The sequence below is a fragment of the Petrotoga halophila DSM 16923 genome, from assembly GCF_002924615.1.
Genome location: NZ_JALY01000179.1, coordinates 1 through 21233, shown reverse-complemented (window position 1 = coordinate 21233; position 21233 = coordinate 1). Strand labels below are relative to the sequence as shown.

14 protein-coding genes, 2 tRNA genes and 1 pseudogene are annotated in these 21233 nt (G+C 36.0%); 10 read left to right on the top strand and 7 right to left on the bottom strand.

Features of this window, described 5'->3' with window-relative positions:
• From AA81_RS09170 to AA81_RS09155, 4 genes and pseudogenes are all read left to right on the top strand, one after another.
• Positions 1 to 274 (top strand): annotated as a pseudogene (locus tag AA81_RS09170) (oxaloacetate decarboxylase subunit alpha); the annotation flags it as partial.
• Between the two features lie 183 nt (positions 275 to 457).
• Positions 458 to 1660, top strand: coding sequence for a sugar ABC transporter substrate-binding protein (locus tag AA81_RS09165; RefSeq protein ID WP_103898860.1), 1203 nt, complete (start codon positions 458 to 460; stop codon positions 1658 to 1660).
• A 116-nt stretch (positions 1661 to 1776) separates the two neighbouring features.
• Positions 1777 to 3531 carry an ABC transporter permease subunit gene (locus AA81_RS09160; protein WP_103079118.1) on the top strand — a complete coding sequence of 585 codons (1755 nt, stop codon included), beginning with the start codon at positions 1777 to 1779 and terminating at the stop codon, positions 3529 to 3531.
• The gene (locus tag AA81_RS09155) at positions 3531 to 6143 is read left to right on the top strand and encodes an ABC transporter permease subunit (RefSeq protein ID WP_103079117.1); all 2613 of its coding nucleotides are present in this window, start codon (positions 3531 to 3533) and stop codon (positions 6141 to 6143) included. Before AA81_RS09160 ends, AA81_RS09155 begins: the two co-directional genes overlap by 1 nt.
• Before the next feature lie 79 nt (positions 6144 to 6222).
• Here the strand turns inward: AA81_RS09155 and ltrA are convergent, their stop codons facing one another.
• From ltrA to AA81_RS09135, 5 genes are all read right to left on the bottom strand, one after another.
• Positions 6223 to 7641 carry a group II intron reverse transcriptase/maturase gene (ltrA, locus tag AA81_RS09150; RefSeq protein WP_103898859.1) on the bottom strand — a complete coding sequence of 473 codons (1419 nt, stop codon included), beginning with the start codon at positions 7639 to 7641 and terminating at the stop codon, positions 6223 to 6225.
• 75 nt (positions 7642 to 7716) lie between these two features.
• On the bottom strand, positions 7717 to 7860 hold the full coding sequence (locus AA81_RS14250) for a hypothetical protein (RefSeq protein WP_169999720.1): 144 nt from the start codon (positions 7858 to 7860) through the stop codon (positions 7717 to 7719).
• 323 nt (positions 7861 to 8183) lie between these two features.
• The gene (locus tag AA81_RS09145; RefSeq protein ID WP_103079115.1) at positions 8184 to 9845 is read right to left on the bottom strand and encodes a nucleoside kinase; all 1662 of its coding nucleotides are present in this window, start codon (positions 9843 to 9845) and stop codon (positions 8184 to 8186) included.
• 48 nt (positions 9846 to 9893) lie between these two features.
• Positions 9894 to 9968, bottom strand: a tRNA-Gly gene (locus tag AA81_RS09140).
• A 10-nt stretch (positions 9969 to 9978) separates the two neighbouring features.
• Positions 9979 to 10055: transfer RNA gene (locus AA81_RS09135), tRNA-Thr, on the bottom strand.
• Positions 10056 to 10165: 110 nt separating this feature from the next.
• Between AA81_RS09135 and AA81_RS09130 the strand changes: the two genes are divergently transcribed.
• The 6 genes from AA81_RS09130 to hpf all read left to right on the top strand — a co-directional run bounded on the left by AA81_RS09130 (position 10166) and on the right by hpf (position 18032).
• Positions 10166 to 11554: a tryptophanase gene (locus AA81_RS09130; RefSeq protein ID WP_103898858.1), complete on the top strand. Its 1389-nt coding sequence runs from the start codon at positions 10166 to 10168 to the stop codon at positions 11552 to 11554.
• 97 nt (positions 11555 to 11651) lie between these two features.
• Positions 11652 to 12068 carry an OsmC family protein gene (locus AA81_RS09125; protein WP_103079113.1) on the top strand — a complete coding sequence of 139 codons (417 nt, stop codon included), beginning with the start codon at positions 11652 to 11654 and terminating at the stop codon, positions 12066 to 12068.
• A gap of 33 nt (positions 12069 to 12101) precedes the next feature.
• The gene (locus AA81_RS09120; RefSeq protein WP_103898857.1) at positions 12102 to 12911 is read left to right on the top strand and encodes an Mrp/NBP35 family ATP-binding protein; all 810 of its coding nucleotides are present in this window, start codon (positions 12102 to 12104) and stop codon (positions 12909 to 12911) included.
• 131 nt (positions 12912 to 13042) lie between these two features.
• Entirely contained in the window at positions 13043 to 15034 is a 1992-nt protein-coding gene (locus AA81_RS09115; protein ID WP_103898856.1) for an alpha-amylase family glycosyl hydrolase, read from the top strand.
• Positions 15035 to 15049: 15 nt separating this feature from the next.
• A complete protein-coding gene (gene priA, locus AA81_RS09110) occupies positions 15050 to 17344 on the top strand; it encodes a replication restart helicase PriA (protein WP_103898855.1) in 2295 nt (764 codons plus the stop codon).
• 88 nt (positions 17345 to 17432) lie between these two features.
• The gene (gene hpf, locus AA81_RS09105; protein WP_103079109.1) at positions 17433 to 18032 is read left to right on the top strand and encodes a ribosome hibernation-promoting factor, HPF/YfiA family; all 600 of its coding nucleotides are present in this window, start codon (positions 17433 to 17435) and stop codon (positions 18030 to 18032) included.
• 82 nt (positions 18033 to 18114) lie between these two features.
• Here the strand turns inward: hpf and AA81_RS09100 are convergent, their stop codons facing one another.
• Together AA81_RS09100 and AA81_RS09095 are read right to left on the bottom strand one after the other, a co-directional pair.
• Positions 18115 to 18600, bottom strand: coding sequence for an HPP family protein (locus tag AA81_RS09100; RefSeq protein WP_103079108.1), 486 nt, complete (start codon positions 18598 to 18600; stop codon positions 18115 to 18117).
• Between the two features lie 29 nt (positions 18601 to 18629).
• Positions 18630 to 20888 carry a POTRA domain-containing protein gene (locus AA81_RS09095; protein ID WP_103079107.1) on the bottom strand — a complete coding sequence of 753 codons (2259 nt, stop codon included), beginning with the start codon at positions 20886 to 20888 and terminating at the stop codon, positions 18630 to 18632.
• Between the last annotated feature and the right edge of the window lie 345 nt (positions 20889 to 21233).

Below are 21233 nucleotides of genomic sequence, written 5' to 3'. Positions count from 1 at the left end.
TCCTGCCCCAGTAGACCAAGCATTATATAAATTAGCTTTGGGCAATGAGAAACACATCGACCATAGACCAGCAGATGATTTGGAACCTGAATTAGAAAAAGCAAAAAAAGAAATAGGAATATTAGCTCAAAATGAAGAAGACTTATTGACCTACGTTTTATTCAAAGAAGTTGGTAAAAAATTCTTGAAAGATAAATATGTTCGTTCTCTTAAAATCGATCTAAACCTGGCGGAAAGCTTTCAAAATGAAGATACCGTCATCTATCCTATTTAAATTTTTGAGAAAAATGTTGAAAAACTGTAATTTTTGCTCGTAATCGGAAATAATTCTCGATAATCACCTATAATCGGATTTAATCACCAAAAATCATGATTTGAAATTGTACCCTTATTTGTTATAATTAGTTTAGTAAAAACGTTTCCATAAAGAAAAAATATTAAACGAGGGGGTATCAAGATGAAAAAAGGCTTAATTTTAACTTTGGTATTGTTGGTAGGAGTACTTTCACTATTTTCACAAACGTTAACCGTGTGGTCTTCTGAAAAACAAGTTGACTTCATGAAAAGAATCGGTCAGGAGTTTACCAGGGATACAGGCATAAACGTTGATGTCCAAATGGTTACTTTCGGCGATATCAAGTCAAAATTCTTAACCGCAGCACAGGCAGGAGAAGGCCCAGATATAATAGTTGGAGCTCACGATTGGGTTGGAGAATTAGCATTAAATGGATTACTTGAACCTATTCCAAAATCTGCCATTGAACTTGACAAATTTGCTCCATCAGGAATTCAAGCGTTCACCTATGAAGGCAAGTTGTATGGATTGCCCTACGCCATTGAAGCAGTTGGATTATTCTATAACCGTGATTATGTAAGCGATGAAGAAGTTCCAACAAGTATAGACGAGCTAAAGGCCTTAGCAAAAGAGTTTACCACGGATGAAACGGTTGGATTTTCTGTTACTGCAAATGATTTTTATCATGTTTATGGTTTCTTTAGCGGATACGGTGCATATGTGTTTGGATACAATCCTCAAACTGGTTACGATATAACCGATCTTGGATTGAACAATGAAGGAGCCATAAAGGCCGGATATCTTTTGAAGAGTTTCTTCGACGAAGGGATAATGCCACAAGGTATGAACTACAATATTATGGATTCCATGTTCATGGACGGTTTGGCTGCTATGATAATAAACGGTCCATGGGCCGTAAAAGCTTATTTGGATGCAGGTATAGACTTCGGAGTAGTCCCATTAACAAGCATAGAAGTTGAGCCAGGTAAATCAATGAAACCTTTTGTTGGTGTACAAGGTTTGATGATCAATTCTAGATCAGAAAATAAGGCGTTCGCGATGGAGTTCATTATTAATTACTTAGCAACAGCTGAAGGAATATATCAATTCTATATCGCTGATCCAAGATTGCCGGCAAGGAATGATGTTTCTCAGATAATCGAGGAACAAGGCGGTCCAGTTCCTGCTGACATAGTTGCTGCCTTCACAGAAAGTGCAGCAGGTGGAGAACCAATGCCTAACATACCCGCAATGCAATCGGTTTGGCAACCTATGAATGATGCTCTAAACAACATTATAAACGGAACACAAACACCAGAAGATGCTCTAAACGATGCCGTATCGAAGATAAAAGCTGCTTTGTAATTTATATACCTTTAATTGATCTTTTAAGATTAAAAAATAACAAGTTTAACCAACAAGAAGGGGAGGGCAACTCCCTCTCCTTTTTTTAAAGCTAAAATTTTTGGGAGGGGCAGCTCATGAATAAGTTCACTACTTTTTTAATATGGATATTCATTGGGGTATTGAATGCACTTCTTGTATGGGCAATACTTCTTTTATTCATACTTGCCAACTATGGATTAGGCGTAGTTATAAGTATTTTTCTCGTCTTAACGGATTGGGCGATTTTTTCTAAAAAAGCTTATCCATACAGGTATACGTTACCTGCTCTGTTTTTTCTCTTCATTTTAACTATATATCCAATTTATTATACAATAGATACCTCATTCACCAATTATGGCACAGGACATTTATTCACTAGAACTAACGCTATAGATACTCTCCTCACAGATCCAACGTACTACTTTGAGCCAGAAGACCCAAAAACCTATGATTTCAAAGTATTCGTCAGATATGATGAACAATACAAACCAACTGAAGACTTTTTATTACTTTTATATGACGATAAAAATATGTATTTATCCGAAAAACCGGTAACTTTAGAGTACGATTCAAGAGGTAACCTAATATACGCCGAATCGGAATTGTTCCCAGTCGAAAACGACGAAGTAAACATAAACGATACAACTTACACACTAATACGCCCTACTGAGAGTTTAGGAACCAATGGCAGTGATTCAATAATAGCCATTGAAAAAGATGGAGGAATTAGATACGCGTATTTCTACTCTCCTGTTGATCCTCTTACCTCTACAAATTCAGCATTTTACAACTCTGTATTGAGGCAAAATTATTTGAAGTCTTTAAATTTGGTGTTGGGGGATCAAAACTTCCGTCTCTCTAGTTCAACAATATTCAAAAAATTTTCAGAAGCCTACAGAGTTTACGACACATCGGTTAAGGTTATAGTTGACGGAGAAAGAGAGATATACAAAACAGTTGTGGTGAACACTCTTACCAACAAAGAATTAGTTGAAAGAGACTCAGCCTTTTGGGATTACAATGAGAATGGAGAATTGTACAGATTAATAGGATACAAAGACTATATAGGTGGGGAAAACTTTGCAAAAATAATAACCGATCCACGAATCTCTGGACCATTTTTTAAAATTTTTGGTTGGACTTTTGCCTACGCAGGTTTAAGTGTTCTTCTCACTTTCGTAGTCGGACTGGCATTTGCACTTGTGCTAAACGATGTAAACCTTAAAGGAAAAGTAGTGTACCGAACTTTACTAATAATTCCATGGGCGATACCTGCCTTTATTTCAGTTCTGGTTTGGAGAAATGGATTTTTCAACGAAACGTACGGGATTATCAACAGATTCATACTTGGAAACATAGGGATAGAACCCGTAAAATGGCTGAACGATCCATTTTGGGCAAAAGTGGCGATATTGATAACGAACACCTGGCTGGGATTTCCTTACATGATGACTATAAACCTCGGTGCCTTACAAAGTATTCCAGGGGAATTATACGAAGCAGCCGTTATAGATGGTGCAACCAGATGGAAACAGTTCAGACAGATAACGTTACCGCTTTTGATGGTCGCTGTTGCTCCATTACTGGTTATGAGTTTTGCCTTTAATTTTAACAATTTTACATTAATCTATCTGCTTACAGGTGGCGGACCAGCAATGGCAGGAACGAATACACCGGCAGGTTCAACAGACATATTGATCTCATACGTATATAAATTAGCCTTTGAAGGATCACAGGGGCAAGACTTTGGATTTGCTTCTGCTATTTCGATGATCATATTTGCAATAATAGCAGTATTTAGCTACTTTAACTTTAGATTCTCTGGTTCATTTGAAGAGGTGAGTAGATAATGGCCATGATCGAAAAGAAAAATTACACTTTAAGGCATATCATATTAATAATCTGTGTCGTAGTAATACTATTTCCTCTTGTGTGGTTGATCTCTACATCGATAAGAAGAGATAATGCAGCCTTTTCACCAAAATTGTTTTCAAACAGATTAACTATAAATAATTATAAGGATTTAATACTTCAAACTCCAAATGTACCAGAGTTAATAAACGAACTCAATTCTCTTAGCTCGTACATCGGAGAATACAGTGGACTGTCTACAGCGGAAGCACAAAGCAAAGCAACGAAGTACATAACCAGTTTAGAAGAATACTTTGCAGAGACCCAAAACAATTTCGAAGATTTGGAAAATTCGTATGATGAGATATTCACAATTTATGAAACTCGGTATAAAGACCAGTTTTATAACGAGATAAACAACATAAGGAATGAAGATTATCAAACCTTCCAAGAAGAGTTAAACACAATATTAAATTTATCCCAAAGCATGGGCATAGACGCTGACACTACACAATTGCAAATGTTGTTAAGTGAGTATTTTACTCAGAGAAAAGAAATAATAACTAACTTGGAAAATAGTTCTTTGAATAAAGATAGCGAATATTATATAGAAACGGTAAATACGATACTACAAATACCTCTGAAAACTTCTGCTTGGAGGATAAGAACGTATAGGAGATGGGTGAAAGAGGAGCCCGAAGCTCAAAACTTTGAAGAGAGCATTTCATCCATGGCAGAAAGATGGGATTCAATTGAAACAGAAATAGAAAATATCCAAAATGATATTCAAATACAGGCTAAAGAATTATATGGCGAGTCAATAAGCCAAGTATCTCAATTAGAAGCAGAATTAAACGATATAAATTCACAAATATCCCAAATCACTTCACAACAAGCCCTTTTAGAAAGGCAAAACAATGAAATATACAACAGCCTATCTGCGCTTTTTGATATATTCATAGTCGAAAAAGAGCGGTTAAATGCTGCTTATAACATATTAAGTGGACAAGACTTAACGAATGTGGAAGGAAAGACACCATTCTTTGGGGAAGATAAATCTTTTTACGATAACGTTCAAAAATTTTATCAGGTCATTCCTTCTGCTTACAAAGATTTGAATTCTATAGACAAGTTCATAGAAAATGGATTTGTAGAAACCCTCGCACTTTTCACTGAAGTCTATCAATTTTTAAACGATAACTTCACAAAAATATACGCCATAAAAGATTCAACATCAATTTTACCCAGCTATCAAGCAGCAAAAAGTTCGACTTTAAAATTGTCTGAAAACATAGACGAATTGCTCCCATTAACATCACAATATAGTTCAAATACTCAGCAATTAGCCCAATACAGTACCCAGTTAAATACTTTAAGAGAACAAAAGAACGAAATTCAAACAACCCTTACCAAACTCAGACAAAAAAATGAAGAAATCTTGAGTAACTTAGAAAAGATACAAAACCTTCCTTTTTTGTTAGTTTATTTGGAAAGTACCAATCAAGAAATATCTAACAACTTTGAATCAACGAACTACGCATCTTTCATGAATTCTAATTATTATCCATATTTCAATCCCGATCGTGACAGATACGTATTAATGAATTGGTACAACAATCTGTTGGAATCAAAGCAAAGATTCGACACTGGAAGAGAAACCTTAACGGTTATCCAAAATCAAATGGAAGAAGACCTTAATATATTTAAAACAAATCTCAATGAATATCTCACTTTGAATCAAGGCGGTAACGTGACCACTATTGAACCACTTTCTGAGATTGAAACACTTTACAATACGCAATACGGGAAAGCTTCAGCCGATATAGCCCGCGCCTCAAGGATAGTTAGCGATCTATCAAATTACACAGATTACTCAGAGTTAAAGTCCAAACTTAGGAACATTGATAAAAATCTTTATTTGTTGCAAGAAGATTGGTCAGCAAAAATAAGAAAACCTTTCCTGCGTTGGCTCATAAATTCCATAATAGTAGCTGGTATAACCTCAGTATTCACGGTTCTAATAACCTCGGTTGCAGCGTATCCTTTTTCAAGGATGAGATTTGTAGGAAGAAAGCAGGGATTATTCTTCTTGATGATAATTCAGATGTTCCCAGGAATAATGTTTATGATAGCAATTTATGGCATATTGAAATTTATGGGTGATTACTTTGGAGTATTTGGTTTGGATTCCTTGGATGGATTGATCTTTGCATACATGGGAGGAATTGCCTACAACATGTGGTTGTTCAAAGGTTACTACGACACCATTCCAGACTCTTTGGAAGAATCCGCAATGATAGACGGTGCTACGAGGTTTCAAACCTTTTGGAGGATCGTTTTGCCTCTATCTTTGCCCATAATAGCGGTCGTTACGATACTTACCTTCATGAACATATTCAACGAGTTTGTCATGGCAAGGATAGTTTTACAAAGCGAAGCGAATTATACCTATGCCGTGGGATTGCAAACCTTCTCGACAGGACCTTACGAAACAGAATGGGGATTGTTCACCGCAGCGTCGCTATTGGGAGCCATTCCTATGGTAGTTCTATTTTTGTCTCTCCAAAAATGGATAATAGGAGGATTAACACAAGGTTCTGTAAAAGGTTAATCAATCGGGTAGGAGGTAGATAATTAATTTATCTACCGTCCTCCCACACCACCGTACGTACCGTTCGGTATACGGCGGTTCAACAGAATTGATGTTTTAGGTTATACGTTTCCAGGATCGAAGTTAACCCTATTTGCTTAAGGTGTTTATTAGTTAGTGTTCTTGAAAGTATTGGGCTGTTGGCGATTCTCCAATAGCCTTTTCTTGTATTTGCATATCTCCATGCTTTGTTAGTGTTTAGCCCTAATTTGACTAAGTTTTTATACCTTGTTTTGATTTTCTTCCATCCTTTCCAGATACACATCCTAATTCTCCTTCTAAGCCATCCATCAAGACTTTTGGCTGCCGATTTCATGTTTGCTATTCCATAGTAGTTTATCCATCCTGTTATTATTTGTTTTATCCTTGACAGCCTGTATGTCATGCTCCTTCCACTGCTTCTTTTCGTTTCCCCTTTTAGCTTCTTTTTGAATTCTTTGATGGATTTTCCATGCACTCTGATTTCGTATTTCTCTTCTTTTACGTAGAAGGAGAACCCTAAGTATTTGAGTTCCCAAGGCCTGACTACTTTGCTTTTCTTCCTGTTCACTTTTAACTTTAACTTCTTTTCTATGAACCTTGTTATACTTTCCATCACCCTGTACGCAGATTTCTCGCTTTTCACGTATATGTTGCAATCGTCTGCATACCTGCAAAACTTGTGTCCCCTTTTTGTTAGTTCTACGTCAAGTTCGTGGAGCATTATGTTGCTTAGTAATGGGGATAGCGGTCCCCCTTGTGGAGTCCCTTCTTCTGTTTCTATTACTACCCCATTTGTCATTACCCCACTTTTGAGGTATTTCCTTATCAGGGATATCACTCTGCCATCTTTTACGTCTTTTGATATTATCCTCATCAGTTTGTCGTGGTTGACTGTGTCAAAGTAGCGTTCTAAGTCTATATCCACTATCCATGTGTGCCCTTCGTTTAGGTATTCTTTGCTTTTTCGTATGGCTTGTTTTGCATCTCGTAATGGTCTGAATCCATAGCTGTTGTCTACAAATTTCTTTTCATAAATCGGTATTAGTACCTGGGCTATGGATTGTTGGATTACTCTGTCTATTGCTGTTGGTATGCCTAGTAGTCTTTCCCCTCCATCCGGTTTCGGTATCTTTTTTCTCCTTACCGGGTTCGGGGTGAACCTTCCTTCAAGGAGCTCTTGCCTTAATTCTTCTCCATGTTGTCTGAGATATCCAAAGAGTTCTTCTACTTTCATCCTATCTATTCCAGGGGCTCCTTTGTTGGCCTTTACCTTCTTGTATGCTTTATTCATATTATCCTTGGATAATATCTTTTCAAGCATCCCTTCACTGTATACTTTATCATCGTTTCTTCCTCTTTCAGACGTAGAAGTTATACTAGGCGCTTCTACATTATTTTCAGGCTCTCCCTTATCTTCATGTAGGAAACCTTCTAATCGAAGTTGTATGCTTTTCCCGTGTCCCTTCGCATCTTTCAAGATTCGAAACCTCCTGTTGTTCAGTCCTTCCTCATCTTCCAATGAGTACTATGACTTCTGCTGACTTCTCAAGATTCAGCCATACATTGCTGTATGGGTTGCCTTAACAGCATATTCTTGAGATCTCCCCAGGTAAGTGCAATAACTTTCATCCCATCTATCCGCCAGATTTACTCCGTGAAGTTCTGGATAGCTATTGGACTTCGTTTTGTAAAGCAAACTCGTCCACTCCACTTAGCCTTGTATCTGGTTTTTGTTCATCGGACCGGGACTTTGCCTTGGGCTTCCTTCAGATTCCACCTCACAATGGACACCCTTGCCTTCGACTAGTGGTTCCCGCTACCTGGCCCACAACGGACTTTCACCGCTTAGCTATTGCCCATGCTGGGCGCACTTAAGAAAAAGGAGACATGCAAATCACATGTCTCCTTTTTTAACGTATTACTGTCTTCTATGATATTTGATGATACAATATAAGCATAAACAGAATTTCTAGAATTCAAAATTTTTTAAAATACAGCCGCCCACATTTTTTATCTAAATCAATATCTAAAAGCACTTTTGCCTATAAATTCTCTTATTATTGAAGTTTTGGGTATTTCGTCGAGCTCCGTGATTGGTAGAAAGTAATCCAAAAACCTTAGTAATCTTTTAGCTTCTGTATATTCCGGATGAGAGTTATCAATAGTTAGCAATAGTGGCTCGGCAAATAACTTCAACACAGAAAGTTCGTAAACTAGGTGTGAATTGAACATAATGTCAGCCTCATCTTGAAAAGGAAATATGTTTTTATGTTCACCTCTTACAACCGAAGGCCAAATTTTTAATGTATCTTCGGCAGAATAACCTCTAAAGTAATAATCTCTCACTAACCTTCTTATAAGTCTAGTATCCGTTGTAGGAATTCTATCCATACTGTCTAAATTCATTTGAGTTAAAGAACTAACATAGATTTTGAACTTTTGTTCCTTTGAAATAGAAGCGGTTAACAACTCGTTCAAACCATGGATCCCTTCTATAATAATAGGTTGATTTTCTTTTATTTTCAAAGTTTCATCTCGCCAAAATCTTGTACCACTTTTGAAGTCAAATTTTGGGAGTATAACTTCTTTTCCCTTTATCAAATCAATCATTGTGTTATTGAACAGTTCTAAATCTAACGCATTTATGCTCTCAAAATCGTAATTACCGTTTTCATCTCGGGGTGTCTTCTCTCTTTCTAAGAAAAAGTCATCCAACGATATTGGAATAGGTCTTAGCCCATGCACTTTAAGATGCAAAGCGATTCTCTTGGCACTTGTAGTTTTCCCTGAAGAGGACGGACCAGCTATCGTTATCAATCTTATATTTTTTCTATTTACTATTTCATCAGCTATTTGTGCATATTTTTTTTCGTGTAAAACTTCTGCTACCCGAATGATCTCTCTTACTCTTTCGGCACCATGAGAGATTATGGAATTTAATTCTCCAACGGTTTGTATTTCCATAATATCTAACCAATTTTTGTATTCTTCGAAAGTTATAAATAACTTTGGGGAATATTTATAATCCGGAACGTCGTCTGGGAAGCGATTTGTTGGATGAGTTATAACGAAACCCTTTTCTACTTTTTTCAATTTGAATTTATTGACATACCCTGTTGAATAAGGAAGATATCCGTAAAAATAGTTAAAATATTTACCAGCATAATATATATTAACCGTACTTTTCTTTCGGTATTTGAAAAGTAAGGCTTTATCTTCTTCTCCTGTCTCCTTAAACATTTTTATAGCATCAAATTTATCGATGGTTTTCTTTTCAAATACTATATCTTTTTTAACGATTTCTCTCATCTTATTTTCGAGTAACAATAAATAATTTTCCGAGGGTTCTCCAGATTTAAATTCGCAATACATAGCATCGTTGAGAGTATTATGCACATAGAACTTATCTTCTGGATTAATTTCTTTGAGTGCAATATACAAAACAAAGAAGAGTCCTCGCCTATAAATACGCACTCCATCTGCCGTTGTAATGTCGCAAAACTGTATGCTTCCACTTTTTGGCACTCTGCTGAACAATTCCTTAATGTCATTGTTGAATTTTACGTATAAAACCTTTTTATTGGTGGATTTTTCAAATTCTTTTGCTATATCAATGAATTTGGTGTCTTCACGTGCATAGTAAACGTGCCCGGATTCAACATCTGTCAGTTGAAAACTCATATTGATTTTCTCCTTTCAGAAAATGAAACCCGGGTTTAACCCGGGTTTTGGAGCGGATAATGGGATTCGAACCCACGACCCCTTGCTTGGCAAGCAAGTGCTCTACCGCTGAGCTATATCCGCACTGATTTTCTGGAGCAGGTGATGGGGCTCGAACCCATGACCTCCGCCTTACCAAGGCGGCGCTCTACCGACTGAAGCTACACCTGCATCGACAAGATAAATTATACTATATTTATACCCTTTCGTCAAGTGATGATAAAAATTAGATATGATAAAATAAATGAGTAGCAGAAGAAATTCAACGGAGGAGGAGAAAAATGGAGAAAAAAGCTAACCCAGAACCTTTTAAAATCAAGATGGTGGAATCTATCAAAAAAATTTCAAAAAAAGAAAGAGAAGAAGCCTTAAAAAAGGCGGGATATAATTTATTTGCGTTAAAATCAGAAGAAGTGTACATTGATTTGTTGACCGACAGCGGTACCGGCGCAATGAGCGATAATCAATGGTCAGGATTGATGTTGGGAGACGAATCATATGCAGGAAGTAAGAGTTTCTACCATTTATGGGAAACAAGCAAAGAAATCTTTAATTACAACTATTTTGTACCAACTCATCAAGGTAGAGGAGCAGAACAGGTTTTATTCCCTCTTTTAATTAAAAAACCTGGTCAATACGTGTTGAGTAACATGCATTTTGATACAACTAAGGCACACGTCGAATTAGCTAAAGGCAGGCCTGTCGATCTAGTTATTGAAAATGCTTTTAATACAGATGCCTATCATCCTTTTAAGGGAAATTTTGACTTGGAAAAATTGGAATCCTTCATATTAGAGAAAGGAAGCAATAATATTGCTTTTATCATAATAACTATAACCTGTAACAGTTCAGGCGGACAGCCTGTTTCTATGCAAAACATAAGGGAAGTCCGTGAAATAGCCAATAAATATGGGATTCGTGTATTCCTAGATGCAGCTCGTTACACTGAAAATGCTTATTTTATAAAGCAAAGAGAAAAAGAATATTTTGAAAAATCCATAGAAGAAATAGTGAAAGAGATGTTTAGTTATGCCGATGGGTTCACCATGAGTGCAAAAAAAGACGCCATAGTAAATATCGGTGGATTAATCGGGATTAAAGAAGATGAAGCCCTGTATAATCAAGTAAAAGCAGCTCTTGTTCCTTTAGAAGGATTCCCTACATACGGTGGTTTAGCCGGTCGAGATATGGAAGTCATGGCAAGAGGTTTAAAAGAAGGAATTCAATTTGATTATTTGGAATATAGAATAAAACAAGTAAAATACTTGGGAGATAGGTTAAGAGAAGGTGGAGTATCAATTCAATATCCAACTGGAGGGCATGCTGTTTTTGTCGATGCTAAAAAGATGCTTCCCCACATACCTTATTACCAATTTCCGGCTCAAGTTTTGGCAAACGCACTTTATTTAGAGTCTGGAGTTCATGGTGTAGAAATTGGGTCTTTAATGATGGGACGTGATCCTCAGACTGGTGAACAGCTTGAATCTCCTTTTGAATTTTTAAGATTAGCTATCCCAAGAAGAGTCTACACTTACAATCACCTTGATTACGTTGCTGAAGGATTATTAGCCGTAAAAGATATATCTAATTCGCTGAAGGGATTAGAATTCACATATGAGCCAAAAATTCTACGACATTTCATGGCAAAATTAAAACCTATAGAAACTTAATTTCAACTTATATATCACTTTTTCATGATATAATGTAATACTAGAAAGAATTAAACTCAGAAGAACAGAAAATAATAATAAAATGGAGGTTTTAACAATGGCAGAATTTTTATTGCAAAATACACACGGTAGTCATTTTTACATGAAAACACCTTCTGGTCATGATATTCATGTGGACGCAGCCCCAGAGAATCTCGGTTATGATTCAGCTGCAAGACCTATGGAGTATTTAATTGCTGGTTTAGGTGGGTGTACGGGAATAGATGTAGTAACGATTTTGAACAAAATGAAAGTAAAGTACGATGAATTGAATTTAAAAATATTAACAGAAAGAAGTGAAGAGCATCCCAAAAAATATACGAAGATTCATATAATTTATGAATTTAAAGGGAAAGATCTACCTCTAGATAGATTGGAAAGAGCCGCTCAACTTTCACAAGAAAAATATTGTGGTGCTACCGCCACATTTAGAGGTTCCACAGAGATTACCCACGAAGTGAAGATTGTTGAGTAAATATAAAAACAATAATTGTTTGGGAGGAATAAAATGGCTAACTTAAAGGAAAGAAAAGAGAAAGTCTCTCGAAAACTTGAAAATATCGACAACGTTATTATGGTTATGAGTGGTAAAGGAGGAGTTGGAAAAACTACCGTTGCGGTGAATTTAGCAGTAGCTTTGGCTCTAGAGGGCAAAAAAGTAGGCATTTTGGATGTTGATTTACATGGTCCGGATGTAGTAAGAATGTTGGGCGGTAGGGAAGCTAAAGTATCTGCTGTGGGAGGAGAAATACTACCCCCCGAAATACACGGAATAAAAGTTATTTCTATTTCCCAATTCTTAGATAACGATAATGATGCAGTTATCTGGAGAGGCCCTTTAAAAACAGGTGCTATAATGCAATTTATTGGTGATGTCGCTTGGGGTAAATTAGACTATCTAATTATTGATGCACCTCCAGGTACGGGAGACGAACCTCTGACGGTTTTCCAAAATGTTGAAAAGATTAAGGGGGCTTTGATCGTAACTTCACCTTCTATCGTTTCACAAGACGACGTAGAAAGGGCTATTAATTTTGTGATAAAAATGGATAAGCAAGTTATCGGTATAGTTGAAAATATGTCATATTTTATCTGTCCAAATTGTAAGACTAAACATTTCATTTTTGGTGAAGGTGGAGGAAGCGCTTTAGCAGAAAAATACAATTTGGAATTACTTGCTCAAATTCCTTTGGATTCAACTGTCAGGGAGAACATGGATGCTGGTAAACCCGTTGCTTATTTTGGAACCCCTGAAGTAACGAGCTCTTACGTTAATTTAGCAAAGAAGGTAATAGAAAAAGTAGAAGCAGTTAGTTAATAAGGTATAAGATCAGAAAACTGAAATGGGTAGATGATAAGATTTTATTTTAAAAGGGCTACAAGGCTGAGCCTAAAGCTTTTAGATTTTCTAAAACCATTAAACTGCGTTTCTTTTAGGGGGTTACTTTCATGAAGAAAGTATTATTCGTTGTAATAATACTTATTTTTGCTTTTGTTTCTTTTTCAATCAGCACCACGTTTTTATACTCAAAAGAAGCTACTTCTGTTTATTTAGTTGCAAGTTTTAACAATTTTGAACCTATCGCCATGGAAAAAAGCTTCACGGGACTGTGGCGTTATAAGGTTGATTTAGAACCTGGTGAATACCTGTATAAATTCATCGTAGATGGAAAAAGAACGATAGATTTTTCAAACGAGGATGTACAAGCCTATAACGGGGAAATCTTCAATGTACGCACCGTCCAAGAGTCATTTGTTTTTCCAAAAGTTGGAGATGGCTCAATTAAAAAGGTTTATTTCGATAACGAAAGAAGAAATATAAATCCGGTCCAAAAGGGTGAAATATATCTTTCAATAGAATTCGAAAAAAATGATATTGAAGACGTTGAACTACAAGCTAACGCATCCTCTATACAAAAATCTGTATTAGAGTTCAATAATACCATCCTTTATAGGTTTCACGTATTTACCGAAGCAGAAGTTTTAAAGTATAGATTTTTGATCCACGATAACGAAGAAATAATATACGGTTTCAACGGAACAGAAGAGTTTTTTGAATTCGACTTTAACCATCCTATAATTTCTTATTTTGATATACCAGCGTGGTCAAAAGGAAGGATCTATTATCAAATATTTCCTGATAGGTTCAGAAATGGTGATACCTCAAATGATCCTGAAGGAACCTACAGTTGGAACGGTCCTCACAACAGAAATTCTCTTTCTTTTGGTTTTTATGGTGGAGATCTTCGGGGGGTCATTGATTCAATTGACCACTTAGAATACATTGGGGTAGAAGCGATCTACTTCAACCCCATTTTTGAAGCTCAAACTCCCCATAAATACGATACAACTGATTATTTAAAAATTGATGATTCTTTCGGTAACGAAGAGATCTTTTCTAATATGATAGAGGCGTTACATGAATCAGATATCAAAGTAATCTTAGATGGTGTATTCAATCATACTGGAACTGAATTCTTCGCCATGAAAGAAAACTTTCTCAAACAAGAAAAATCCAATTATTTGGATTGGTATTATATCAAATCGTTTCCTATCAAAAAATCCACAGAAAGTTACGAAGGTTGGCATGGATACGCTGATCTCCCTCAATTAAACAATGAAAATCCCGAGGTAAGGGCATACATAAATCAGGTAATTGGTAAATGGATGAGTTTTGGGATAGATGGATGGAGAATGGATGCGGTCGATCAACTCCCTGAAACTTATTGGTCAGCTCTTTACGAGAATATTAAGAACATAGACCAAGAAGCCCTAGTTGTGGGAGAATTTTGGAGAGATGCCACTTCTTATTTTGAAGATCCAAGTTTCGACTCGGTTATGAATTACATCTTCAGAGATGCGGCTATTGCATATGCCAAAGGTGGAAGGGCTATTAACTTTGTTAATACCACTAACGCATACATAGACAAATATCCACCACAAGTGTTGCATGGGTTATGGAACCTTTTAGGTTCACATGATACTGAAAGAATACTAACGGCCCTCGGTGAAGATACACAACGAATGAAATTAGCTGTTGTTCTTCAAATGACGTTTATAGGATCTCCTCTAATATATTATGGTGATGAAATAGGTATGACGGGGACCACAGATCCATTTTGCAGGGTTCCATTTTATTGGGATGATAGTAAGTGGAATATGGAAATTTTAGATTTGTACTCCCAATTGGCTGAATTAAGAAAAGAAAGTAATGCCTTAAGAAAAGGTGATTATACAGTACTGTATACCGATGAAAGTGTTCTAATTTATGAAAGACGCTATCAATCAGAGAGTGTCATAATTGCACTAAATTCTAAAGATTCACAAATTGAAATTGAGTACGATTTGTACGGAAATTACAGAGACATCTTAACTGGAGAAAGCTTTGATACCATAGAGAAAATGCCAGGTAAATGTTTTCTTGTACTTGTTAGCGAGTGAAATTGGAGGATTTAGATGTATTATTATGAAGTAATCCCCATAGGGCAAATGATTTTTAATGGGTTTACCTACAAAAGCGATAAAAAATTAGAGATAGGTCAAAGGGTTATTATTGATTTAAGAGGTAAGTTCCTTTCTGGCTTAATTTACAAAGAAGCTGAAAGCACCGAATTTAGCAAAATAAAAGAGATCGCATTTCCATTGGATAATAAAAGTTTATTAAATGAGAATCACATCAAACTTATGGAAAAAGTAAGCTCAAAATTTATGGCTCCTATTGGAGAGGTTGCAAGATTGCTTTTTCCTCCTCTTTCTTCGGATATTTATAAACTGAGAATTATACCTAAAAGTTCTTTAGCTCCTATTCAAAAACCCATTTTTTACAAGCAGTTTTTAAAATCTTTTGATAATGCTTCAAAAGCCAACAAGCAGTTAAGAGAGTATTTGGATTCAAATTTAATGGAGATAGAACTATATAGAAAAGAAATTACAAATAAAATAGATAAGTTTGTTAGTCTAAAAATGGACTTAAAAGAGACGTGGAAGTTCAATGTGTCAAAATCTGCCAGAGAGGTAATAAATTATCTCTCCATAAACGGTGAAACCTTAGAAAGCGATCTGTACTCACAAGGTGTTGTGAAAAAAGGTTCCACCGTTTTGAACACCTTAAGGAAAAAAGGTATAATAGAATTATCAGAAAGCACAACGGCTGAAGAAGAAAATACAGAAGTTTCTTTAAATGATGAACAGAGACAAGCAGTTGAGGCAATACAGCTAAATCCTGATAAACCACATTTATTGTACGGGGTTACGGGGAGCGGTAAAACCGAAGTATTTTTCGAGGTGGCAAGACCTATCTTGGAAAGTGGCGGGAAAGTACTTCTTTTGGTTCCAGAGATTTCCTTAACCTCAGAGCTGATGAACAGGTTAAAAAAGCGATTTGCTAATTACAATGCAGCGTTTTACCATTCTGGACTTACAAGTAGTGAAAGAGTCCAAACTTGGTATAAAGCTGTGAATGGTGAATTAGATTTAGTCATAGGAACAAGAAGCGCTATTTTCATACCCATGCAAGATTTAAAAATGATTATAATCGACGAAGAACATGATCAATCTTACTATCAGATAGAAAATGTTAGTTACGATGCAATAGATACAGCTTGTTTTAGAAAAGATTTAGAAGATATTCAACTGATACTTTCATCAGCTACCCCACGGGTTGTTGATCTACACAAGGCAAAAACGGGTACCTTTTATCTTGAAAAAATAAAAACAAGATATTTTACCGAAATGCCTGAAGTCCAAATAGTTGATATGAAAAAAGATGAAAAATACAACTGGATATTCAGCAAAAAGGTAGTAGAAAATATAGAAATTTCTTTGAAAAAAAACAAAAAAGTAATTGTTTTTACACCAACGAGAGGATATGCCAATTATGTAATTTGCAGCGACTGCGGATATATATTCAAATGTGATGAGTGCGATGTTTCATTAACCTTTCATAAAAAAGAAAGAAAATTAAGATGTCATTACTGTGGAAAGGAAAGTGAATTACCAAATTTTTGCCCAAAGTGTGGAGGCTTTAAGCTACAAACCAGAGGTTTCGGTACGGAACGGGTTATGACTGAATTGGCTAAGTTGTTCCCTTCACAACCTCTGGTAAGGGTTGATAGAACAGTTATAAAAACATTCAAAGATTTAAGAAACACTTTCAATTTCATGAAAGAACCTGGGAAAAAGATCGTTGTCGGGACTAAGATGATCACTAAAGGTTTGGATATTCAAGATTTAGATTTAGTAGTCATTCTTGACGCTGACAGATATATCAACTTCCCCGACTACAACGCCCAAGAAAGTACAGCCTCTTTGCTCATGCAGGTTGCTGGGAGATCTGGCAGGAAAGAAAAAGGCAAAGTCATTATTCAAAGTTTTCAACCAGAAAATGATATTTATAAATCTTTAATCGATCATAATTTTGACCTGATTGCCGAGAATGATCTCGAACAAAGAAAAGTATACGGTTATCCTCCATTTGTAACCTTGTTTTTGATTTTAGTGAACAACCCTTCTGTTGATAAAGCAAAAGCTAAAGCAAATGAAATCGTCGAAGAGTTGGGTAAAATTGAAAATCAGGATGATTTTGAAATATTAGGACCAGTTGTACCCATCATTTCCAAATTAAGAGGAAATTATAGGTATCAAATCATTATAAAAAGTAAAAAGAAAAATCATGAGTTTTTATACTCAGCGCTTAAAACACATTTTAGAGACATCAAAATTTATGTTAACCCTCCCACCACATTAGTATAAGTTTTCTTATAAAAACAATTATTTCACGTTTATCCCCAAAATATAGAAATATAAGTATAGCAACTATTCAAATCTGGAGGTGATTTAGATGGAGTATAAAGTTTATACAAAGGAAGTAGAACTTACCGAAGCTTTAGAGAATTATATCGAAAAAAGGATGAGTAAACCAGACCATCTGCTCAAAAAACATTCCGATATCGTCTCTCCCTCTGATGTCAGAATCACAAAAGAGAGGGGTATATACAAAGTAGAAATAACTACCCACATTAAACCTTTAAGCAAGATCATAAAAGTAGAAGAAAGAAACAATGATCTTTATGAAGCTATTGATAAGGTAACAGATTCTTTGGAAAGAAAAATAAGAAAGCTAAAAAATCGTTTACAAGAACAAAGCAGAGCGGAAAAAAAGGTGCGAATGGAAATAGAACAAAATCTTCAAAATCCTGACATTAAAAATCTTGATTTAGCTGAAGAAAGTGAAGCAGAGAGTGAAGAAAAACCCGATGCTCCCAAAATCGTGAGAACAAAAAATTTTGATCTAACTCTTATGAACGTTGAAGAGGCAATGTTACAAATGCAACTTTTAGGTCATTCATTTTTCGTTTTCAGAAACCCAGAAAATGATGCTATCAGCGTGCTTTATGAAAGAAAAGATGGAGATTTAGGTCTCATAGAATTCAATGAATAATTGTTAGATACATACGGGATGCCTTCGATAAAAATTGATTAAAAAAACATAGGGTCTATAAAATCAGACCCTATGTTTTTTGTCAAATTAAGTCTATCATATAAGGTTTTAGAAAATGATGGGCAACCGCCAAGATTGCCACACTTATAAAAACGCAGAGAACCGCATTTAAACTAAACCCCGTTATACTCAAACTCAGTGCCGTACCGGCAGCTGGTGGATGTTCTGTATCTATGACAACCATAAGAAATATTGATAGACCTACCGCGAGGGCGTACGATAAATTAGAGAATACAAAATTACCGTTAAGCAAAAAAGAAAAAATGCTTCCGCATATAAATCCTACCGCATGCCCACCCACCAAGTTTCTAGCCTTAGCAACCATACTTTGTGGCATGGCAAAAACTATAAAAGTCGATGCCCCTAAAGAGCTGACTATTATTGGCCTGTCTTGAACATTCAAAATCAAAAGTATGAAAAAAATCGTGATGGTAGCCAACAAACTTTGAAAAACATACTTCTTCCAGTTTTTTTTGAACTTTTCAAAAATATTAGAAATTTCGTTCAACTAGAGATTCCCCTTAAAAGAAGGTAAGTTTAAAAGGTTTGACCGAAACCAAACCAGACCTGTCCTTGTAAAGCCTCATTCCATCCATACCCAAAGCCTATTTGTCCCAATAAAGGAACTGTGAACCTTAATCCGCCACCAAAAGACAAAATTCCGTCCCCAATAAGGTTACTAACGTCATTTTGAGCACTACCGTAATCAAAATAGGCAATAAGATCCAATGGAACTTGACCTGTGGCAAGCTCGTAGGCCAATTCAGTGTTGAATAAAAGCACATTTTCTCCTTCCTGTGCGTAAAAATCAGAAGTCCTTACAGAGTACATTCCTCCCACATTGTATTGATAATGCAGGTTAGAATCGATGTTAGAATTATAGACGGTACCCAGTTTCAGTCTCGTTCCCAAAGTGAATTTATAAAAACTGTAAAACAATTTACCTTCAGTGTTGGCACCAATATAATAATTGGCATTGCTTGTTTCAACCCCACCGATGCCGTTTATTTGGAAATATTGACCTTTATGTGGCCTAAAAGGGCTGTCTAAGCTGTTGTATAAATATCCCGCTGATCCAGAAAGTACATTAAGATTACTTTCATCCATCAATGTGTAATTATTGTAGGTAAAAGAACTTGTTATATAAGAGAAGTCTTGTATACTGTATCTTGGAGCAACAGATAATGATAGATAGTTCGTTGCATCTTCTCCAATGTTCGAATAATACTCTCCATCTTCACTTACCGTATAATGTATGCCAGCACCTAAATCAAGGTTGCTACCAGCCAACTTAATAACATCGTAATCAAATCCAACAGAATAGTAATTCCCCAAAGGATTCAAATCTGAGTTAAGAGAAAATGTTTGCCCGTATCCTAAAGGGTTCAACCATTGAACCTCAAGTTGACCCGTAAAACCTTGATACCATTCTTGACCTTCTGGTAAGCTCCAAGTGACACCTCCCGTTAATTTTCCGAGTTTTTCACTTTCTATAGGGGTTATCTTAAAACCTACAACATCTTCGGCTTGCTGTAGGCGCTGTATTTTAACGTCTTTAAAAAATCCTGTTCCCATGAAGGATGTGTAGGTATCTTGTAATTTTTGCTGGTTAAAAACTTCGCCTGGTTTTATCTTCACCAGAGACTCAACTATGTATGGTTTAGTTTTAGCGGTTGCTTCCTGAGTTATTTCAACGTCTCCTACCTTTGGTTCTGTTATTTCAAATATTAACTCCTCATCTTGGTATTTAGGGGTAATTAATGTATAAATGTATCCGTTGTCGTAATAAACCTTTTGAAGATTATCGTATGCGTATAGAAGGTCTAAATTACTCACTGATTCTCCTAATGGAACAAACTCATTTACAACCTCATTCAATCTAAAATCTTCTAAACTTTCATTTCCAATAAAAGATATTTTGTTCACTATTACCGGCTCTTGGGGAACTACTTTTCGTAAGTTACCTTCTAAAACAAGTAATAACTCTCCACCTTTGTTTTCCTCTATTTCGGTTATCTCAAAGCGCAAATTAGTATCGGCTGAGAAAAACGGAATTTGATTTAAGGAGTTGAATATGTTCTGAACCTTTTGAAAACTTGGGTAGGTTTCTTTTGCGTTGGGCCTAAGCAAGAAGAATTTACTGTTCCAGTCTTTTCTAAAATCAAAACCGATTCTTTTCTTTATGTCTTCTTTATCCAGTTGGGATAATTCTCCCCTTAATTCTAAATCCCAGAGAGAATATTCCTTAACGATGAAAACCAATGTTTCGGATGAATATTCTTTATTGTTTATCTCCGTTGCCTCTAAGGTGATTTCATCTCCAGTCATTTTTAGATTGGAGTATATATCAACGAATTGGTAACCGTTTTTTATGTACAAATCTTGAATGTTTTTCATGGAGGTTTGAAAATCATTTAGTCTCAATGGGATATTTGTGTTTAAATTGATCGACGAACGAATATTTTCTTTGTCGATCAATCCATCACCTAAGATCTCAACTTCATAATTTGTTACAATAGGGTTGGGCTTAAATATGAGTTCTAGATTCCCATTTTCGTCCAAATTGTAAGAAACAGAGGTAAAATAACCTGACTTTAGTATTTCTTGTAGGGCTAATCTAATATCTATATCCCCAATATAGGAGCCTTCTTGTATACCATAATTTGTTAGTACCCTTTCCACATCTGTTGCCGCATAAGATATGTCAACGTTGTAAGAAATTTCGTTTAAAAGGGTTATTGAAAAAGCGAATCCTGTGATGAGAAAGACAGCAAATAGTAGAAAATGTTTTTTCATATTAAAACCTCCTAATTTTTTGTAGTTTGATAGCGCCATTGAACGTTAAGGGGGTTCCCCTTAATAACCCCAAATCAAGGGCAAATTCATTTAAAAGCATTGCAAACCAAACCATTTTGCACAAAGCTGCAAAACGCTCCCAGCTCTTCTTAGAAAGGGACCTGCGGTCCCCTAACCCAGTGGGGGGTGGAGGGCTTCGCCCTGTGACCCATCTAAAATCATCAGCTTATTTATAAAGCTTATTTTTGCGCCCTTATACCCCGCAGCCCACCCTTAAACGTTAAGGGGTAACCCCTTTAAAATCCCCAAGTATTAAGGGTCTTTGCCCTTTAAGTACCTCATAAG

Coding starts and splice junctions, on each gene's coding strand:
- AA81_RS09155 (WP_103079117.1), top strand. CDS start 3,531: ATGGCCATGATCGAAAAGAAAAATTACACTTTAAGGCATATCATATTA.
- AA81_RS09165 (WP_103898860.1), top strand. CDS start 458: ATGAAAAAAGGCTTAATTTTAACTTTGGTATTGTTGGTAGGAGTACTT.
- AA81_RS09160 (WP_103079118.1), top strand. CDS start 1,777: ATGAATAAGTTCACTACTTTTTTAATATGGATATTCATTGGGGTATTG.
- AA81_RS09145 (WP_103079115.1), bottom strand. CDS start 9,845: ATGAGTTTTCAACTGACAGATGTTGAATCCGGGCACGTTTACTATGCA.
- AA81_RS09120 (WP_103898857.1), top strand. CDS start 12,102: ATGGCTAACTTAAAGGAAAGAAAAGAGAAAGTCTCTCGAAAACTTGAA.
- AA81_RS09130 (WP_103898858.1), top strand. CDS start 10,166: ATGGAGAAAAAAGCTAACCCAGAACCTTTTAAAATCAAGATGGTGGAA.
- AA81_RS09125 (WP_103079113.1), top strand. CDS start 11,652: ATGGCAGAATTTTTATTGCAAAATACACACGGTAGTCATTTTTACATG.
- AA81_RS09095 (WP_103079107.1), bottom strand. CDS start 20,888: ATGAAAAAACATTTTCTACTATTTGCTGTCTTTCTCATCACAGGATTC.
- AA81_RS09115 (WP_103898856.1), top strand. CDS start 13,043: ATGAAGAAAGTATTATTCGTTGTAATAATACTTATTTTTGCTTTTGTT.
- priA (WP_103898855.1), top strand. CDS start 15,050: ATGTATTATTATGAAGTAATCCCCATAGGGCAAATGATTTTTAATGGG.
- hpf (WP_103079109.1), top strand. CDS start 17,433: ATGGAGTATAAAGTTTATACAAAGGAAGTAGAACTTACCGAAGCTTTA.